Annotated in this window: 15 protein-coding genes; all 15 read right to left on the bottom strand. The window is 36.1% G+C overall.

Annotation, left to right across the window (positions count from 1 at the left end):
- Positions 1-3: 3 nt before the first annotated feature.
- Positions 4-825, bottom strand: coding sequence for a glycerol uptake facilitator protein GlpF (glpF, locus tag NSS97_RS05610; RefSeq protein ID WP_002188616.1), 822 nt, complete (start codon positions 823-825; stop codon positions 4-6).
- A 228-nt stretch (positions 826-1,053) separates the two neighbouring features.
- Positions 1,054-1,614, bottom strand: a complete 561-nt coding sequence (glpP, locus tag NSS97_RS05605) for a glycerol uptake operon antiterminator GlpP (RefSeq protein ID WP_000394293.1) — start codon at positions 1,612-1,614, stop codon at positions 1,054-1,056.
- A gap of 97 nt (positions 1,615-1,711) precedes the next feature.
- Positions 1,712-2,161 (bottom strand): helix-turn-helix domain-containing protein, encoded by a 450-nt coding sequence (locus tag NSS97_RS05600; RefSeq protein WP_107887068.1) that lies wholly within the window; start codon positions 2,159-2,161, stop codon positions 1,712-1,714.
- A gap of 443 nt (positions 2,162-2,604) precedes the next feature.
- The gene (locus NSS97_RS05595) at positions 2,605-3,678 is read right to left on the bottom strand and encodes a DUF3994 domain-containing protein (RefSeq protein ID WP_107887069.1); all 1,074 of its coding nucleotides are present in this window, start codon (positions 3,676-3,678) and stop codon (positions 2,605-2,607) included.
- A gap of 28 nt (positions 3,679-3,706) precedes the next feature.
- Positions 3,707-4,372 carry a DUF7018 domain-containing (lipo)protein gene (locus NSS97_RS05590; protein WP_000644839.1) on the bottom strand — a complete coding sequence of 222 codons (666 nt, stop codon included), beginning with the start codon at positions 4,370-4,372 and terminating at the stop codon, positions 3,707-3,709.
- A gap of 291 nt (positions 4,373-4,663) precedes the next feature.
- The gene (locus tag NSS97_RS05585) at positions 4,664-5,515 is read right to left on the bottom strand and encodes a DUF2935 domain-containing protein (protein ID WP_097993879.1); all 852 of its coding nucleotides are present in this window, start codon (positions 5,513-5,515) and stop codon (positions 4,664-4,666) included.
- 213 nt (positions 5,516-5,728) lie between these two features.
- Complete coding sequence (locus tag NSS97_RS05580) at positions 5,729-5,929, bottom strand: sporulation YhaL family protein (RefSeq protein WP_002087191.1); 201 nt, start codon at positions 5,927-5,929, stop codon at positions 5,729-5,731.
- A 77-nt stretch (positions 5,930-6,006) separates the two neighbouring features.
- Positions 6,007-6,879, bottom strand: a complete 873-nt coding sequence (locus tag NSS97_RS05575) for an alpha/beta fold hydrolase (protein ID WP_131929239.1) — start codon at positions 6,877-6,879, stop codon at positions 6,007-6,009.
- A 237-nt stretch (positions 6,880-7,116) separates the two neighbouring features.
- The gene (locus tag NSS97_RS05570; protein ID WP_341111880.1) at positions 7,117-7,374 is read right to left on the bottom strand and encodes a Phr family secreted Rap phosphatase inhibitor; all 258 of its coding nucleotides are present in this window, start codon (positions 7,372-7,374) and stop codon (positions 7,117-7,119) included.
- Positions 7,374-8,468, bottom strand: coding sequence for a response regulator aspartate phosphatase (locus tag NSS97_RS05565; protein WP_088038732.1), 1,095 nt, complete (start codon positions 8,466-8,468; stop codon positions 7,374-7,376). The genes NSS97_RS05570 and NSS97_RS05565 overlap by 1 nt, the downstream gene beginning before the upstream one ends.
- A gap of 256 nt (positions 8,469-8,724) precedes the next feature.
- Entirely contained in the window at positions 8,725-9,702 is a 978-nt protein-coding gene (locus tag NSS97_RS05560) for a VOC family protein (protein WP_107887072.1), read from the bottom strand.
- Between the two features lie 53 nt (positions 9,703-9,755).
- On the bottom strand, positions 9,756-10,700 hold the full coding sequence (locus NSS97_RS05555; protein WP_107887073.1) for a VOC family protein: 945 nt from the start codon (positions 10,698-10,700) through the stop codon (positions 9,756-9,758).
- A 369-nt stretch (positions 10,701-11,069) separates the two neighbouring features.
- Entirely contained in the window at positions 11,070-12,014 is a 945-nt protein-coding gene (gene yhaM / locus NSS97_RS05550) for a 3'-5' exoribonuclease YhaM (protein ID WP_002150118.1), read from the bottom strand.
- A gap of 41 nt (positions 12,015-12,055) precedes the next feature.
- Positions 12,056-14,980 (bottom strand): ATP-binding protein, encoded by a 2,925-nt coding sequence (locus NSS97_RS05545; protein ID WP_341111878.1) that lies wholly within the window; start codon positions 14,978-14,980, stop codon positions 12,056-12,058.
- Entirely contained in the window at positions 14,977-16,218 is a 1,242-nt protein-coding gene (locus NSS97_RS05540) for a metallophosphoesterase family protein (RefSeq protein ID WP_044444096.1), read from the bottom strand. The genes NSS97_RS05545 and NSS97_RS05540 overlap by 4 nt, the downstream gene beginning before the upstream one ends.
- Positions 16,219-16,220: the final 2 nt, after the last annotated feature.

Below are 16,220 nucleotides of genomic sequence, written 5' to 3'. Positions count from 1 at the left end.
CCCCTATGCTACTTTTCTACTATTTGTAGTAGCTTCACTTTTTTTACTTGTCATATAAGAGATTGTTAGTACAATCACAGTTGTAATAATCACATAAATAAGTGCTGAATTTTGTTTTCCTTCAAATACAACTTGATGGAATAATCCTGCAAGTGATCCACCTAGAATTGGACCAACTACCGGGATCCATGCATACTTCCAGTTTGAACCGCCCTTTCCTGCAATCGGAAGGAAGAAGTGTGCAATACGCGGACCTAAATCACGAGCCGGGTTGATTGCGTATCCTGTTGTTCCACCTAATGATAAACCAATACTTACAATTAAGAAACCTACGATAAATGGATTTAAACCGTCTGCAAATTTATTTGCTCCAATTGCTAATATACCAAATACTAAAACGAATGTTCCAATCATTTCACTTAAAAGGTTTGTAAATGTGTTCGGAATTGCCGGACCTGTTGCAAATACACCTAACTTTGTTCCTGGATCTTCTGTTTCTTTCCAGTGTGGTAAGTAATGTAAATATACAAGAACTGCCCCGATAATTGCCCCAATCATTTGTGCTGCGATATACATAGGTACATCACTCCATGGGAACGCTCCCTTAAAAGCAAGTCCTATCGTTAAAGCCGGATTCAAATGTGCCCCACTAATTGATCCAACTGCATACGCTGCCATAGCAACCGCTAGACCCCAACCCATTGTAATTACAATCCAACCAGAATCTTTCGCAAACGATTTCTTTAAACTTACACCAGCGCAAACGCCGCCACCAAGTAAGATTAACAATGCAGTCCCTATTAATTCCCCTAAAAATGCTGACATAAAATCCCTCCACAATCAATTTAAATGCTTTCGAAAAGTGATAGAGGTAAAATGAATGGCCATTCGTTTTTTTTCAAAAGAAAAAGATCCACAGCTTACATGCTTCTATATAATATATATAGAAACAATAAAATGTGGATCTCTTCTTTTCTCCGTCACGTTTATTAACTTGTCTATAATGTTAACCCTTAATGAAAGCGGTGTCAACAGAATTTTTTCACATTTTCGTCACTTTTTTTGGTAATGTTTCCATAATTCTTTTTTCGATGTCGTAATTGCTGTCGCACCAGCATTTAACGCTCTTTCAACGTCTTCTACCGTTCGAATAAAACCACCTGCTAAAATTGGTACACCTGTACGCTCTTTCACCTCAGCAATGACACCCGTTAACGCACCAGGAAGCACCTCTATATAATCCGGCTTCGTCTTTTCTAGCAAATTACAGCTCTTTTCCATTGCGCTAGAATCAATTAAAAAGATACGTTGAATGGAGACGACACCTTTTTGCTTCGCCTTCATAATTACGCTCGCCTTTGTCGATAATAACCCGTACGGTTTATATTCTTGGCATAAAAACTCCGTCGCATGCCCATCACTTTGTAATCCATGGATCAAATCCACATGTAAAAATACTTTTTTATTATGCTGCTTCGCGAGCGACACAACACTCTTCAATTGACCGACATGAATATCTAAAATAACAATATACTCATACGAACTATGTAATAGCTTTTCCAAATCTTTAATTTGCCTCACTGCCGGCAAAATCTTTTGCTCATGAAATTCCATTCTAAACGTCCCCTTCTTTATATCATCCTATCCTTTATAGTACACAATTTGGGTGAAAAGAACAGCTAGTGTAGGGGATTTCTTACAAATCTTTCTCTTATCTATATATTTTCTTCAACTTATCAGAAACCGTACCACCTATAATCATTAATAGGAGCGGTAAAAAATTCATTACATACGGTGCTTCTGCAACAATTGTAATGCTTGCTCCTGCAAACTTATTTAACGCCCATACAACGATTTTTGTAATAAACAAAAATACCCCCAGCATGAATAGACCATCAAAGAACACCTTCCATTTTGGATGCGCTAATTGTTTACTATCTTCAATTACTTTCTGCGTCAACTCTTCATCACTCCTCAATAACTCATCAATTGTAATACCGAACAGATCACTTAAATGAATAATAATTTCAATGCTCGGATAGTTCTTTCCCGTCTCCCATTTCGAAACAGACTGCCTACTTACATGAATTTTTTCAGCCAAATCATTTTGCGACCAATTTCTTTTTTCCCTTTCTTCTTTTAAACGTTCACTAAAAATCATACTGTGTTTATCACCTCTCTATGTCTAGTATGGTCAAATAAATGATGAAGAGTAAAGCTAGTTATCGTTGCATAGGTTGTGCAACTTGTGCGTTACAGCGTAATGCACGCTATGTATCATGTGGATTTCATATATTTTTCTTCTATAATAATTTCCCGAACAATAATCGTGCTTCTTAACATTGTCGCTTTGTGTCAGTAAGTCGATATATTGAAAAAATCGTTGATATATTTTAGGAAATAAAAAAAGTGGATAACAATACGTTATCCACTCTCCCCTAATTATAATAAAACCGAATCCTTATCATTCTCCAAAAAGAAAATCGTTTTGTTGATTTCTCAACTTATACTAATATGGATAGCGCCAGGGAAATTAATGAAGAAATACAATTAGAACTAACAAAAAACCCTGTAAAATTTATTACAGAGTTTTTTGCCAACTATTTATTGTTTTGCATAACGAATACGAACGTTATCGTCCATATGATAAATTTGTAATGTGTTTCCATCATAGTTTTGTAATTTATACATCATACTATCATTTGTTAGCTTTACTTCTTGACCGTCTTTAACTGCTTTTGTTACTTTTAAAGATAACTGGAATGATGGAACATCTACCGCATATGTTCCTGTTAAGTAGTTATCTTTATTCGGATAAGAACCGTTCGCATAGGACTCAAATGTTTTATCACCTTTTAGTACTAACGTAGTTTTTATGCCACTACCGTAATCAATACCCCAGTTACCAATAATCTCAGTCCCATCTTTGATGTTCTTCTCCATGTTTCCATAACTAATTCCTAACTCTTCACTTGTACCAACTGTACCTACAAATACCCCCGTTTTAGCTTGGCTTTTATCTGTTTGAGCCTGACTATCAGTAGTTGGGTTTGTCGATATAGAACTACTTGTTGTACTAGTAGATTTTTCTGTGGCTGTATCACCTTTTATTTCGGATCTTAACTTATCGAATGTAGGTTTCCAAATGCGTTTTGCTTCCTCTAGTTTTGCATTTGCTTTATTTAAGATTTCCTTATCGGTCTCTAAGCTGAAGCCTTTATCGTTGAATAACTTCTCTATTTCACCGAATGTTTCTCTTAGTTTACCTGTCGCTTTTTCAATCTCTTTTTGTTCTTCTTTATGTTTTTGCGGTGCGTAAATCTTCTCTATCTTATCAAATACTTTATAGATGTCTTTAATACTATCTAATACCTCAGCTTTTGATTTACTTCCATTTCTCAAATCTCTTACAGAAGCATCATAGTAATCAAATCGTCTTAACATATCCTGTTCAATGTCTAATAAATATTGTGCATAATCTTCATCTAAAACTCGAACCTTTTGAACATCTTTACTTTCTTCTTTCGAATTAGTTGATTTTTCTTTCGTTTCAGCAGCCTTAGATTTACTTGTTTCTTCTGTCTTTTCTTCTTTACTTGCCGAATCTTGTACTGTAACACAACCACTTAATAATATGGCAACTGGAACTGCAGCAGCTATTAGTTTTTTCACTTTCATACCTCATACCCCTTTAAGTAATTTATTCTTAGTTAGTTTTGCTACCGATACTCTTCGCTGCTTCTTCAAACAGTTTTGAGCCTTCTTGTGCTTTACTTAATGATTGATGCATTTTACTCTCGTCTTCTTGGTCTAATGCATCAAAGAGAAGTTGAAAACAATCCGCATACAGTTCCATCGACTGCTTTATCTTCGCCTGTTCTCCTTGTAACTCAGGAGGTGCTTGTAGATTCTTCAATTTCGTTGCGGTTGCCTTTGCTCCACCTAAACTCAGTTGTACTTCACTTTTCTTTTGTTTGTATGATTTTACGTCTGAATCTGCTATTCCTTCAATTAATTTCATTGTATCTTCAATTTGAGTGGCACTGTTTATAATATCTGCCTTGTACCTTTCAACATCTGAACCAGTTACCTTACCAGTTGAAGAATTAGAAGAAGTAGAATTATTTGAAGAAGAACTTTGTTGACTACTTGATGAACTACTGTTTGTATCTTCACCTTTCGCTACAGATAAGCTATCCTCTTTCTTGCTATCCGTTGACTTACTCTCTTTTTCAGCAGCCTTACTCTCTTTCTCTACCTTTTGCGTTTCTTCTTTCTTTGGTTCAGCTTTCTTACCATCAGTTTCAATTGTAATACAACCACTCAATAACATAACTGGTAACGCTAAACTTACTAATTTCTTTGCTTTCATGATTACTAATACCCCTTTATGTGTAAAATTCAGTGCAAACAAGTTAATATACTTAACTAATAAATCCCCCCGAATAATTTATTAGAATCTACTATCCATAGATTTCCTGTATATTCATAATCTTTCCATATATATCATTTTACAGAGAATTACATATTTGGTCAAAGGGATTTATGTAGTCTTTGAAGGGAAATTTACTAAATGAAAAGAAATTTTATTCACAAAGAAAAGAAGCTAACAATAAATTGTTAACTTCTCAGCTGAAAGTAAAATATTATCTTTCCTTATCTTCTAATATCTAGGTTGGGATTGAATATTTGTAAGATGAACATCAAACATATCAATTATTTCAAGAAATCTATCAGCTTCACGGAAAACATGGTCTGCTAATAATGGATGAATGATACTCTTTATTTTACATTGCTCAATTAAATCACGTGCTGTTTTCTTAAAATCCCGAAGAGATGCAACCGACACACGATTTTGATCTAAAAATTGATCTAAAAGTGGGACTGTTTGAGATTGTGGTTTCATAGATTCTAAGTCAATTGCTTGATACATCAATTCATCAAAATCATTGCTAAAATTCCGCGCTGTGTCTACAAGCTTTCTTTCCGATGGATCAAGAAGATGACCAATAAATTTAGCATGGTCTGCCATAATCCTTAAAAAGAAAACATTTTCTTTAATAATAGCATCAGGAAGAGCATCTAATTTACCTTCGTTTAATTGTATTAAACGTTTTCTAAAATAATCAGCTTCCCTACTCGTATGGTCAACTAACAATGGAAAGTTATTTTGTCCTGGCAATTTACATGTGAGAATTAATCCTAAAATTTTTCGTTTAAATCCCCAAATATTAGTTGCGGCTTGTTGTACTTCTGAATTAAATCTTTTTATTTGCTCAGGATCTGTTTCATTTGTATAGGAATGCGCTATTTGTTCGATATGTTCAAACAATCGATAAAATTGATTAGCCTCTTCAATTAGTTGAGTATCCTCACATCTAAACCCTAAGCGAAGAAAAAAAGAATGCTCCTTCATGATTCTAGACCAAAAACGAATTTCATTTAATGAACGCTCAACAAACATTACAGATGTAACACCTGTATCAGGATGTAATGATGTTTCATCCCTATGCATTGTTAATCCCCCCCAGTAAATACTGCGCTAGTTCCATTCTTATGAGTAAAAAAATATATAAATACCATCAATAAAAGTTCATGATGAATATTGTATACATGTAAAATTCAACTTGTATAAGCTTAGCTTGATGAACATATACTGCTCCTCCAGCAAAAAAGGCTACCAGCTAGATGTAAAGTTCTACTAGTTGGTAGCCTGTCAAAATTTCTATTAAAGCAATACCGAATCTTTATCACTATCCTGATTCCGTTTCTCTCGCTCTTCTTCTAGACGCTTCATATATACTTCGCCTTCTTTTTCGATAAAATCATTATCCATCTCTTGCTCTTTTTTCGAAGTATATAAAACCATGTAGCCACTCAATACGATCCCAATGATTACAAGATAAATCCACCATGGTAAAGTTTCCACTTTCGTTCATCCCTTTCCTTAGACAAGCCTTATTAGTTTCACTTTATGAGGAAAGAAGTGGATTTATGCTTAAAATTTTATTGTGGATTCTTCGCGAAGAACGCTTGTACATATTCCATAAACTCTATTGGTTCCTGGCGAAACGGTGCGTGGTATCCTTTTTCAATGATATGGAACGTACTATTTGCAAATAGCTCGTGATACAGTTCACCATTTTTCCAAGAAACACTCTTGTCGTGTCGTCCCCATATAATTAAAGTCGGTACCTTAATTTTATCGGCTTCCATCGCAATGCGGCGCTCTCTCATTTTCGTAAGCTGATCATAATGCTCTTTATCATCGCGACTATTTTTCACTTCATTTTTATTATAATCCGTAATCTCTGTTACAGTTTGTAAGTCTGTCGATATTGGCGGCACTTCATAACTTTCTTTTTGCTGGAAAGACTCTATTCCTGTAGAATCCGCTAAAACGAGATGCGTTACTGCATCCGGATATAAATACGCTAAATTTAGAGACATCTCTCCGCCCATCGAATGACCAAGTACTGCGAATTGATCGTATCCGAGTTTCTTCATTAACTTATAATATAAATTCACTTGCGTGGGAAACGAATACTGAAAATCAATTGGTTTAGAAGAACGCCCAAACCCTAAAATATCAACCGCAATAATCGTATGGTCCTTTACAAGTTCCGGATAAATATCATTAAACCCATCTGAAGAACCACCGAACCCGTGAAGCATAAGTAAAGGCGGTTTCCCCTCACCAATTTGCTTAAAATAAATCGTCTGCCCATCAATCTGCGCCATACTCTCTTTCGTATTCAGCCTCATCATCACAGTATCTTTCACTTCTTCAACCTTCGCAATCGGCTTATCAACGAAGTTACATACTATTAATAAAACAAGAACAATACCGCTAATCATATAAAACTTAAACCGTTTCAAAATCCCCGTCTCCTTTCTCATGTTGCTATTTAAAGGTTTTACATTTTTTGGTTGTTTTATGTTCTTTTTTAATTGTAATCACTTTAGTTACAATTATATCAAAAAAATATAACTCATTTCTATTACAAATGGTTATTTTGTAACTATTATAGTTACACATTTAAAGTAAGTCAATTCTTTTTAACCGTAAAAAGAAAAGGGACCTCGTTGTGAGGTCCCTTCACTTTATTATTTAGTTTAAAAATGATCAGCGTGTGAATCTTGCTTGCTAATACCGCCGCCGTCTCCTTTATTGAAGTTAGCTGGTGCTCCTCCATCGCCTCTATTATCTGCTGGTGCTCCTCCGTCATCAATATTAACGTAGTCTGGTCTTGCTGGTGCTCCGCCTGTGTCTCCTCGAGAAGCGTATTGATTTGATTCAGCAGAACTGTTTAAACCTATCGCTAAAGTCCCCAAAAGTGCTAGTCCAGTTATTACTCCACTAAGTTTTTTCATTATTTCAAAGCTCCCTTTTCTAAATATTTTTTATTCGCCTTATTATTTATATAAAAATATTTACTTGCTTTGATATGATTATCTTCTTCATAAAATTGCATTGCTAATTTTTCACTGTATTCTTTTACGCATTCTAAGAGATTTTTACTTTCAAAGTACGCAATGCCTTCTAATATAATTTTCTCCATTTCATTCGCATTAGAGCCTTTATTTAATTTTTCCAATATCATAAAGCGATATTGAAATTCTCTATTTTTTAATTCATTACATATTTCAATTCCCAATGCAATGTATCTTTCTGCTAACTCAGTTTTACCCAATTTACAATACTCTTCAGCCACTGTAAAAATCGCTTTATAATGTTTAGGTAATTTCTCAGCAACTTCAGAGGCATGACGAATTGCTAAATCAGATAGATTTTGAGTACCATATAACCAACCTAAATTGTTTCTAATCATCAGAACGTACTTTCTATGATTTACTCTTTGGAACACATCTAAAGCAATATTAAAACTTTCTTCTGCTAATTCAAATTGCTTTAATTCCACGCAACATAAACCATATATATTTTCACATAATGCAACATTAATTTGATACCCAGGATGATTTAAAAATTCTGCTTTTGCTTTTTGAATATGGTGAATAGCTTTTACTTCCTGATACGTATGATAGTAAAATTCGCCTAAACGATAATTAAATTCTGCTTTTTCGCAAGGATTTTGAATATATTTTAATAATGTTTCTGCATGTTCAAATTCTTTACTAGCTTCCTCATAATTTTCAATCATTCTAAAATAAAGCGCTTTAAACAAATGATAACAATACGCTAGCATACCTTCTTGCGGAGCTTCAAAAGATTCCACTTGATTAAAACTACCTTCTTTAATGGAAACCCAATCACTCAAAACTTGATATCTGAAGTTCAATAACGCATGATAAAGCAATACATCCGAATCCACTTCCAAACCACTAATCTTACTACCAATCTCTTCTTTCATCTCCGTAGCTTTCTCTATGTTTTGCTGCAACATTACACGATACCAATTATCTAAAGAATGTTTCATTTGCTCCTTCGTTACTACATCTGTTCCCATACCTTCGCATCCCCTTTTCTCCAAAATTACAAAATTAGGATATTTATACAATTATTCAAATTGTATATTATCACCCCTTTTCTATGTATTGAAAAATAATTGTCAGAAAATTTATAATTCAAATGAATTATACCAAATATTTCTATTTTAAAAACTTGAGAAACATTTTTCAGAAAATTTTATAGACCAAATAAAAAAGCAAGCAATTCCAGCGATTCGCTAAAACTACTTGCTCTTCTACTTATTATTTCTATTTTTACTCTTTAATAAATTCCTTCGTACTTCTCACTGTATCAATCGGACGAACTAATTTTTCGATTTCTTCACGTTTTGGCTCTAGGAATGGAGGTAAAGATAATTTTTCGCCAAGTGTTTCGTATGGCTCATCTCCCATAAACCCTGGGCCGTCTGTTGCAAATTCAAATAAAATTTGTGGCGCAACTCTTGCGTATAATGACTCAAAGAAGTGACGATTTACATAACCAGATGAAGGGAGTCCAACTCGACTTAGTCGCTCAATCCACTCTTCTAATACAGCGCGATCCTCTACGCGGAATGCAGCATGATGCACTGTACCAAAACCTTGTTGTGCTTCAGGAAGAACCGTATTATGTTCTACAATGACAGATGCACCGTTTCCACCTTCACCTACTTCAAATAAGTAGAATTCGCCTTCTTGAGCAATCTCTTTAAATAATAGAACTTTTTCTAGCACCTCTTTGAAATAACTAAAGTTCGCGATACGAATAAATACAGGTCCTAAGCCAGTAATTGCGTATTCTAATGGGACTGGCCCGTCTTGCCAAGGTGTACCTGATTCTATCCCTTTATCCAATTCATCAGAGATTAATTGATAGTGTTGATCATCAAAATCAACGAAAGAAAGAGTTTTCTTACCAAATTGCTCTTTAATTCCTGTATGTTCTACTTCAAGACGGTCAAAACGTTTCACCCAATACTCTAGTGCTGCGTCAGTTGGAACGCGGAATGAAGTTTTTGAAATTTCATTTGTACCGTGTACTCCTTTTGGAACACCTGGGAAGTCAAAGAATGTCATATCTGTTCCTGCACTACCTTTATCATCTGCAAAGAATAAATGATACGTTTGAATATCATCTTGGTTTACTGTTTTTTTAACTAAACGCATTCCTAACATATAAGTGAAAAATTCATAGTTCTTTTCTGCACTACTTGTAATTGCTGTAACGTGGTGAATTCCTTTTAATTGGTTCATTTTATATTCCTCCAATAGTTTTCATTTATATGCTAAATTTATTTTTTCTTTGATTACTTCTCTTCAATTGGAGCTAAATTCGCTTCAATTTCTGCTCGCTGATCTTCTAAGAACGGCGGTAAATCAAGTTTTTCTCCTAAATGCTCTACATCTCCATCAACTGTAAATCCTGGTCCATCTGTCGCAATTTCAAATAAAATTCCGTTTGATTCACGGAAGTATAAGCTTTTAAAGTAGAAACGATCGATAATGCCTGAAGAATGAAAACCTTTTTGCATCACCTGTTCTTCCCAATAAGCAAGCTCTTCACTGTTTTTCACGCGAATCGCTAAATGGTGAATGCTACCGCGGCCTGGCTTTTCAGTAGGACCATCTAAATATTTCACAACGATTTCTCCAAAAGCTTCTCCTTTTATAGACTGGAAAATCGCTTCTTCATCGCTTCGGCTAATCTCTGTATAACCAAATATGTCTGTAAGTGTACTCGCCAGTTTATCAAGTCTACGCACTGTCATTTCCACAGAACCCATTCCTTGAATTTGATGTTCAGCAGGAACTTCTGATTTCTCCCACGTTTCCCAGTGCTCTACTTTTTCTCCGTTTGAAACGAGTAGCACGAGGCGAAGACCTTCAGCATCCTCAAATTGCAAAGCAGAACGATTTGCATATGTTGTCATTTCACTATGTTTTACATCAAATTTTTCAAATCGTTCTTTCCAGTAATATAAGCTTTCGTCTGACGGAACGAGTAATCCAATTCGAGTAATTGCATTTGTACCACGGTACGTTTTTCCTACTAAAGGCATTTCAAAAAATGATAATTCTGTACCTGGACTTCCTGTTTTATCTCCGTAAAATAAGTGATACATGGACGGATCATCTTGGTTTACCGTCATTTTCACACGACGTAAACCTAGCACGTTTTTATAAAAATGGTTATTCTCACTTCCGTTTTTTGTAACCATTGAAATGTGATGATGCCCTTTAATTTCATACATTGATAATTCCTCCGCTTCATTTTACTAGTCAAGTGATGCCTAAAAAATAATATTTCCAACAAATAATATGGTTATTAACTTTTCAATTTATGCTCATTATGTTTTTATAGCTTAGTCGTATTTTTTTATTGAATAAGCTGCACTGAATCCATTTATAAATTACTTTATTTTGTATACCGAAAGCAACTGAGTGTATGTTTTTCATATGACTCAATCACTTTCGTTACTATCACTTTACAACTCAAGTGATTAAAAAGCAAGTAAATTATCTTGAATTCGAGATATTTTTTTGTATCGTATTATTTACTTCCTATAAAAACAGCCTCATTAAGCTTATTAACACTTAATGAGGCCATTTTATTTATCATTTTAATTATGGAACGTCGGCTTATAGAACGAACGGTTATCAAGAGCAAATACGCGCTCTGTGTATTCACCTGGTTTTGTGCGTCCTAATGCGCGGTCCATCATGTTCATTTTTGCATCTAAGTTATCGATGTAGTGCAGAATTTCTGCTTCTTTTACTAATGGTGGTTTTGGACTACCCCATTCTGCTTTTCCGTGATGGGAAAGGACGATGTGCTGAAGGATTAATACTTCCTCTGCATCGATTTGTAGTTCGTCTGCTGCTTTACCAATTTCGTTCACCATGATAGAAATATGGCCTAGTAAATTTCCTTCTAACGTATACGTTGTAGAAATTGGGCCAGATAGCTCAAATACTTTACCAAGGTCGTGTAAAATAACGCCCGCATATAGTAAGTCTTTATCTAACGATGGGTACAGAGCCGAGATAGCTTTCGCTAAATCTAACATTGATACAACATGGTAAGCTAGTCCAGATACGAACTCGTGATGATTTTTCGTCGCTGCTGGATATTCTAAAAATTCGTTTTGATGCTTATTTAACAAATGTCTTGTTAGACGCTGTATGTTCGGGTTTCTCATTTCAAATATGTATTGCGTAATTTTCTCAACCATATCTTCTTTTTTTATTGGAGCTTTTTCTACAAAGTCCGAGATGTCCGTTACTTCATTCTCATTCGCAACACGAATTTGTTTTACACGTAATTGAATACGTCCTTTATAGTTTAGAATATCTCCAGCTACTTTAACGATTGTTTCCGCTACATATTGTTTCTCAACTTCTGGTGATACATCCCATAACTTCGCTTCAATATCTCCACTTGGATCTTGTAAGATTACTGTTAAAAATGGCTTGCCATTGCTTGCAAGACCTTTTGTCGCTGTTTTAATTAACAAGAAAACATCGACTTGTTCACCAACTTCATATTCTGCAATTTTCTTTTTCATTCGAATTCCTCCACCAAATCAATTATTATTAGTATAGCACACTACAACTCGTTTTCTTTACGCTTACGTGTTAATTTTATAATCTCATTTTCTGTAAAATACGTGAGTAGATGTGCATGGCACGTAAAGAAGATTACTTGTCTATCTTTCGCAATTTCCTTTATAAGTTCAATCGTTCGATTCGTCCTTACCGCATCAAAATGCACGAAACTATCATCAATAATAAATGGATAATCATGCTCAAACGTTTTTGCTAATGCAAATCGTAACGATAAATATAACTGCTCCGCTGTCGCTTGGCTCAGTTCATGACTGTAAAAACGCATACCATCATTACGCTCGACAATGAAAGGTTCCGCTTCTGACGGTGAGAATATTTTACTATATCTCCCGCCCGTTAAATATACGAAATACTCTTCAGATTTTTGTAAAATACGAGGAAGATGCACTTCATGATAATACTGCTTCGTTTTCGTTAGCACTGTCTTTGCGGCCGCATATGCAGCCCACTTCTTCACTTGTTCGCGCACTTGCGCTTTTTTCATTTCCCACTCATGTAGTAAATCACCATACGTACTGCCTTCTTCTAAATTCGCAATTTCTATTCGATGCTTCGCAATACGCTCTGTCAGTTCTTTCTCTTGCGCCAGACAGCTTTGCGCGGCTGTAATTTCTTGCTTTAATTTTTCATCATAACCGTCAGCCTCATAATGCTCAGCTAATGACAAACTCGTTAAGCGCTGTTCTAACAAATCAATTTGAGGTAATAAACGCCCCACTTGCTTATCCGCGTCTTCACGTTTCTCTGCCAATTTTCCTGCTTCTAAAAACATCTCTTCATCTGTAGATTCTGCGATATGCCATAACCCATCTCGCTCTACTAGTAGTTGTTTTAATTGCTCTTGCATGAACTCATATTCTTCTTGCCATTCCGCCAGCTTCTCTTTCAGCTGCTTACAAGTTTGGCGCTTCTCTTTCTCGTTTTGCATACGACTTTGCGCCTCATGCAAATTGCTATACTCCGTGCTACCGATAACAGTTTCTAGTTTATGCTCAAAGTGCGAAATCATTTCATATAATGAAGATTTCCGCTTACTTTGCTTCTCTAAATCACGATATAATTGCTGCATTTTTTCAATACGCTCAAACGCCGGCAATATGTGCGCATACGTATAAAATTCTGGGAACATATAGCGCGTTTTATACGCATCTACTTGTTCTCCTATTTGGAAAGTTTCTCTCTCCCATTCTTCATACGATGAAACGACTTTATCATAAGCTCGTTCCATTTGCTGTAACTTATATGACTCACGCTCAAATAGCTTACGAATCTCTTCATCTTTTTCTAGCTGATAACGCACAGACATCGCCTCTTCACTTTGACGCCCGCCAGCACTTTGCTGAAGAGTAAGGAGCTCTTCTTGTAATCCACCCGAAGGATCTTTATATAAAACGAGTGCTAAAACAATCCCTACAAAAACAATGACACTAATAAATAATAGCGCGCGGTTATCTATAAATAGACTCGTGAATAAAACAAGCGTGTTAATAAGAAGTAACAGCAGACAAACTCTCTGCCACTGTTTTTTCTTTTGCATAGCCGCTCCTGCTTTTTCCTCATACTTGCGCTTCATTCTCTCTGCGCCCATACCGATAAACGCCGCATCTTGAAATGATTTTTCTCTCTCAACTAACGTATTTCGTTCTTCATCAGCTAACATTTGCTGACTTATTTGTCTTGTATTTTCTTCTTGCTCTTCTAATTGCTCCTGAGCCGTTTTGAAACGTTCATCAAGCTGCGTTTTTTGCGTTTCTAACTCTCTCGCTTTTTGCACCGTTTGTGTAATTAATTCTTTCGTCGCTAAACTTATATCAAATGACAGAACAGTCTCTTGTTCAAAAGTAGCGCCAATTTGTTGCTGTAGTTCTGCGATTTCTTCTTTTATATTCGCAATACTTCCCGTCATATCACGCATTTCTTGGCGTGCATTTTCATAAGACATATGCTGCATACGAAGTTCTTCTACGTAACTTTCTTTTTGTAAAAATACTTCATCTATTTCTGTGGAATCAATTTCTGATTGCACTGTTTCTATCTTTTTTTGAAGCGAATCTACTTGTACTTGCAGCGGTTCTATCTTTGCCTTTACCGCCTCATAGCGCGCCATCCCATTTACAGGAAACTGCCCGTTCTCGTTTTCTAACACTTTTTCGTGCGCACTCTTTTCAATAACGAGAGGCTCAAGCGCCGCTAATATTTCATAGTCTTGCTTTCGTTTTTCGGCTGACTCTTTCTCCGCACGAACAGAAGCAAGTTTCTCTTCACTTTCTTTTAACTGCTCGACCTGTTTTTCATACGTGCCAATCTTCCCTTGCCACTCTTTCATCTTTTCCTCAATTTTCTTCATCTCTTGCAGTGACACGTTAATTTCAGGATTACGACCACTCGGCTTAAAGCGCTGATTCATTTCTTTTTCTAATTTTTTATCTAACTGCAATAACGCATCGCTTCCGACTGCACTTGCCGAAAATAAATAATTACCGATATCCGCTTCGCCGAGCTGATGAATATTTTGCAAACCATGCATATCAAATGAAAAAACAGAATCAAATAAGCTTTCATTCACACCGCTTAATATATCGTTTAAAATATCTTCGCCGCCAGTTTTCCCGTCTTCAAAATAAAAGGTCACCTCACCAACTGCCGTCTTTGGCAATCGTTCAATTTTCAAACGACCGTACTTCTCTGTTTGTACAGTGACCGCTCCGCCGTACTTCCCGCCTTCTTTCGGCTCATAACGGCGCTGTCCTCTCGTCGGAAAACCGAATAAAATACTTTTCATAAACGAGCGAATTGTCGATTTACCCGCTTCATTTTCACCGTACAACACCGTCAGCAATGAAAGATCCATTTCCACATTTTCTAGTTTTCCATAGCCATAAATATGGAGTTTTTCAATTCTCATTTTTTATCCCTCTCTTGCTGGAATAATTGCTCTAAAATAATATTTTCCGCTTCCTTTTGAATCTCTTTCTTCTCTTCTTCCGTAAAAGCTTCAATGCTATTACGTGCTACAGGAGATGTCCAAATGGTGCGCAATACTCCGTCCATATTTGTGAAAGCTTCTAACTCTTTCAGCACACTACCGACGAAATGATTTTCTTCTTTCAAACGTTCAATTTCCGCAAAAGAAACCGTCTCATTTTTCCACTTCATCGCATACACAAAGTCTTTTCGCTCTTCGCCAGCTGCTAAAATATGAAAAATCTCTTCCACGCGCTTGTCTTCACGCAAATAAGGAGAAAGTGGCCCCTGTCCTGTAAATACGACAGTTAAAAGTGTGCCTTCCTCTTCTCTTCTGCATTCATTCATCGCAGTTGACGCGCTCGTCATAAGATCATCAACAGTTTCAAGTCCATCGATACTAACTTCAATCTCATCCCACACTACATCCGCCGTATGGAAAAATGAACAATGCGATCCTTGTTTCGTGAGTTCAATAAGGTACGCACCCTTTTCCCCTGTTTCCTTACGATGACGCCCTTGTATATTACCTGGATAAATAATGTACGGCTCTTCTGATAAAATTTCACGTTTATGTATATGACCAAGAGCCCAATAATCAAACTGCTTTTCCTTCAGCTCACGAATTTGAAACGGTGCATAGCGATTATGCTCTGCATCCCCTTCCACACTTCCGTGAAGCATTCCAATATGAAAAGGCGCATCACTCATTTTCGTATACTGCACTGTCATATTATCCGTTACCGCTTGCTGCAAATAACTAAACCCGTAAATAGAAGCTACAAGCTCACCATTTTTATAAAATGATTTCGCTTCTACATAAGGCTCTGTAAACACATGAACATTTTCCGGAAACTCAATTGCTGCCCAGCTTCCTCCTAAATGATCGTGGTTACCGTGAATAATAAAAACGGAAATATCGTACTGCGAAAGTCTCTTCATTTGCTCACGCACAAACACTTGCGCTCTCAAACTTCTCGTCTCCGCATCATACAAATCCCCAGCTAGTAATACGAAATCAACGCGCTCTTGAATCGCTTTATCAACAATACGCTCGAACGACTCAAACGTACTCTGCTTCATTCTCTCCCAAACAGACTGTGATACATTCATTTCCATCCCTTTAAACGGACTATCCAAATGCAAATCAGCCGCATGTATAAACTTCACTTGTTTCACAA

The organism is Bacillus sp. FSL R12-0074, from assembly GCF_038005725.1.
GTDB classification, from domain to species: Bacteria; Bacillota; Bacilli; order Bacillales; family Bacillaceae_G; genus Bacillus_A; species Bacillus_A mycoides.
Note: the sequence above shows the minus strand (reverse complement) of the source record. Positions and strands in the feature narration are given on the sequence as shown.

What these genes read in the sequence shown, in the direction of transcription:
- glpF (WP_002188616.1), bottom strand. Translation starts at nt 825, where the DNA reads ATGTCAGCATTTTTAGGGGAATTAATAGGGACTGCATTGTTAATCTTA.
- NSS97_RS05555 (WP_107887073.1), bottom strand. Translation starts at nt 10,700, where the DNA reads ATGTATGAAATTAAAGGGCATCATCACATTTCAATGGTTACAAAAAAC.
- glpP (WP_000394293.1), bottom strand. Translation starts at nt 1,614, where the DNA reads ATGGAATTTCATGAGCAAAAGATTTTGCCGGCAGTGAGGCAAATTAAA.
- NSS97_RS05545 (WP_341111878.1), bottom strand. Translation starts at nt 14,980, where the DNA reads ATGAGAATTGAAAAACTCCATATTTATGGCTATGGAAAACTAGAAAAT.
- yhaM (WP_002150118.1), bottom strand. Translation starts at nt 12,014, where the DNA reads ATGAAAAAGAAAATTGCAGAATATGAAGTTGGTGAACAAGTCGATGTT.
- NSS97_RS05560 (WP_107887072.1), bottom strand. Translation starts at nt 9,702, where the DNA reads ATGAACCAATTAAAAGGAATTCACCACGTTACAGCAATTACAAGTAGT.
- NSS97_RS05570 (WP_341111880.1), bottom strand. Translation starts at nt 7,374, where the DNA reads ATGAAAAAACTTAGTGGAGTAATAACTGGACTAGCACTTTTGGGGACT.
- NSS97_RS05600 (WP_107887068.1), bottom strand. Translation starts at nt 2,161, where the DNA reads ATGATTTTTAGTGAACGTTTAAAAGAAGAAAGGGAAAAAAGAAATTGG.
- NSS97_RS05595 (WP_107887069.1), bottom strand. Translation starts at nt 3,678, where the DNA reads ATGAAAGTGAAAAAACTAATAGCTGCTGCAGTTCCAGTTGCCATATTA.
- NSS97_RS05565 (WP_088038732.1), bottom strand. Translation starts at nt 8,468, where the DNA reads ATGGGAACAGATGTAGTAACGAAGGAGCAAATGAAACATTCTTTAGAT.
- NSS97_RS05585 (WP_097993879.1), bottom strand. Translation starts at nt 5,515, where the DNA reads ATGCATAGGGATGAAACATCATTACATCCTGATACAGGTGTTACATCT.
- NSS97_RS05590 (WP_000644839.1), bottom strand. Translation starts at nt 4,372, where the DNA reads ATGAAAGCAAAGAAATTAGTAAGTTTAGCGTTACCAGTTATGTTATTG.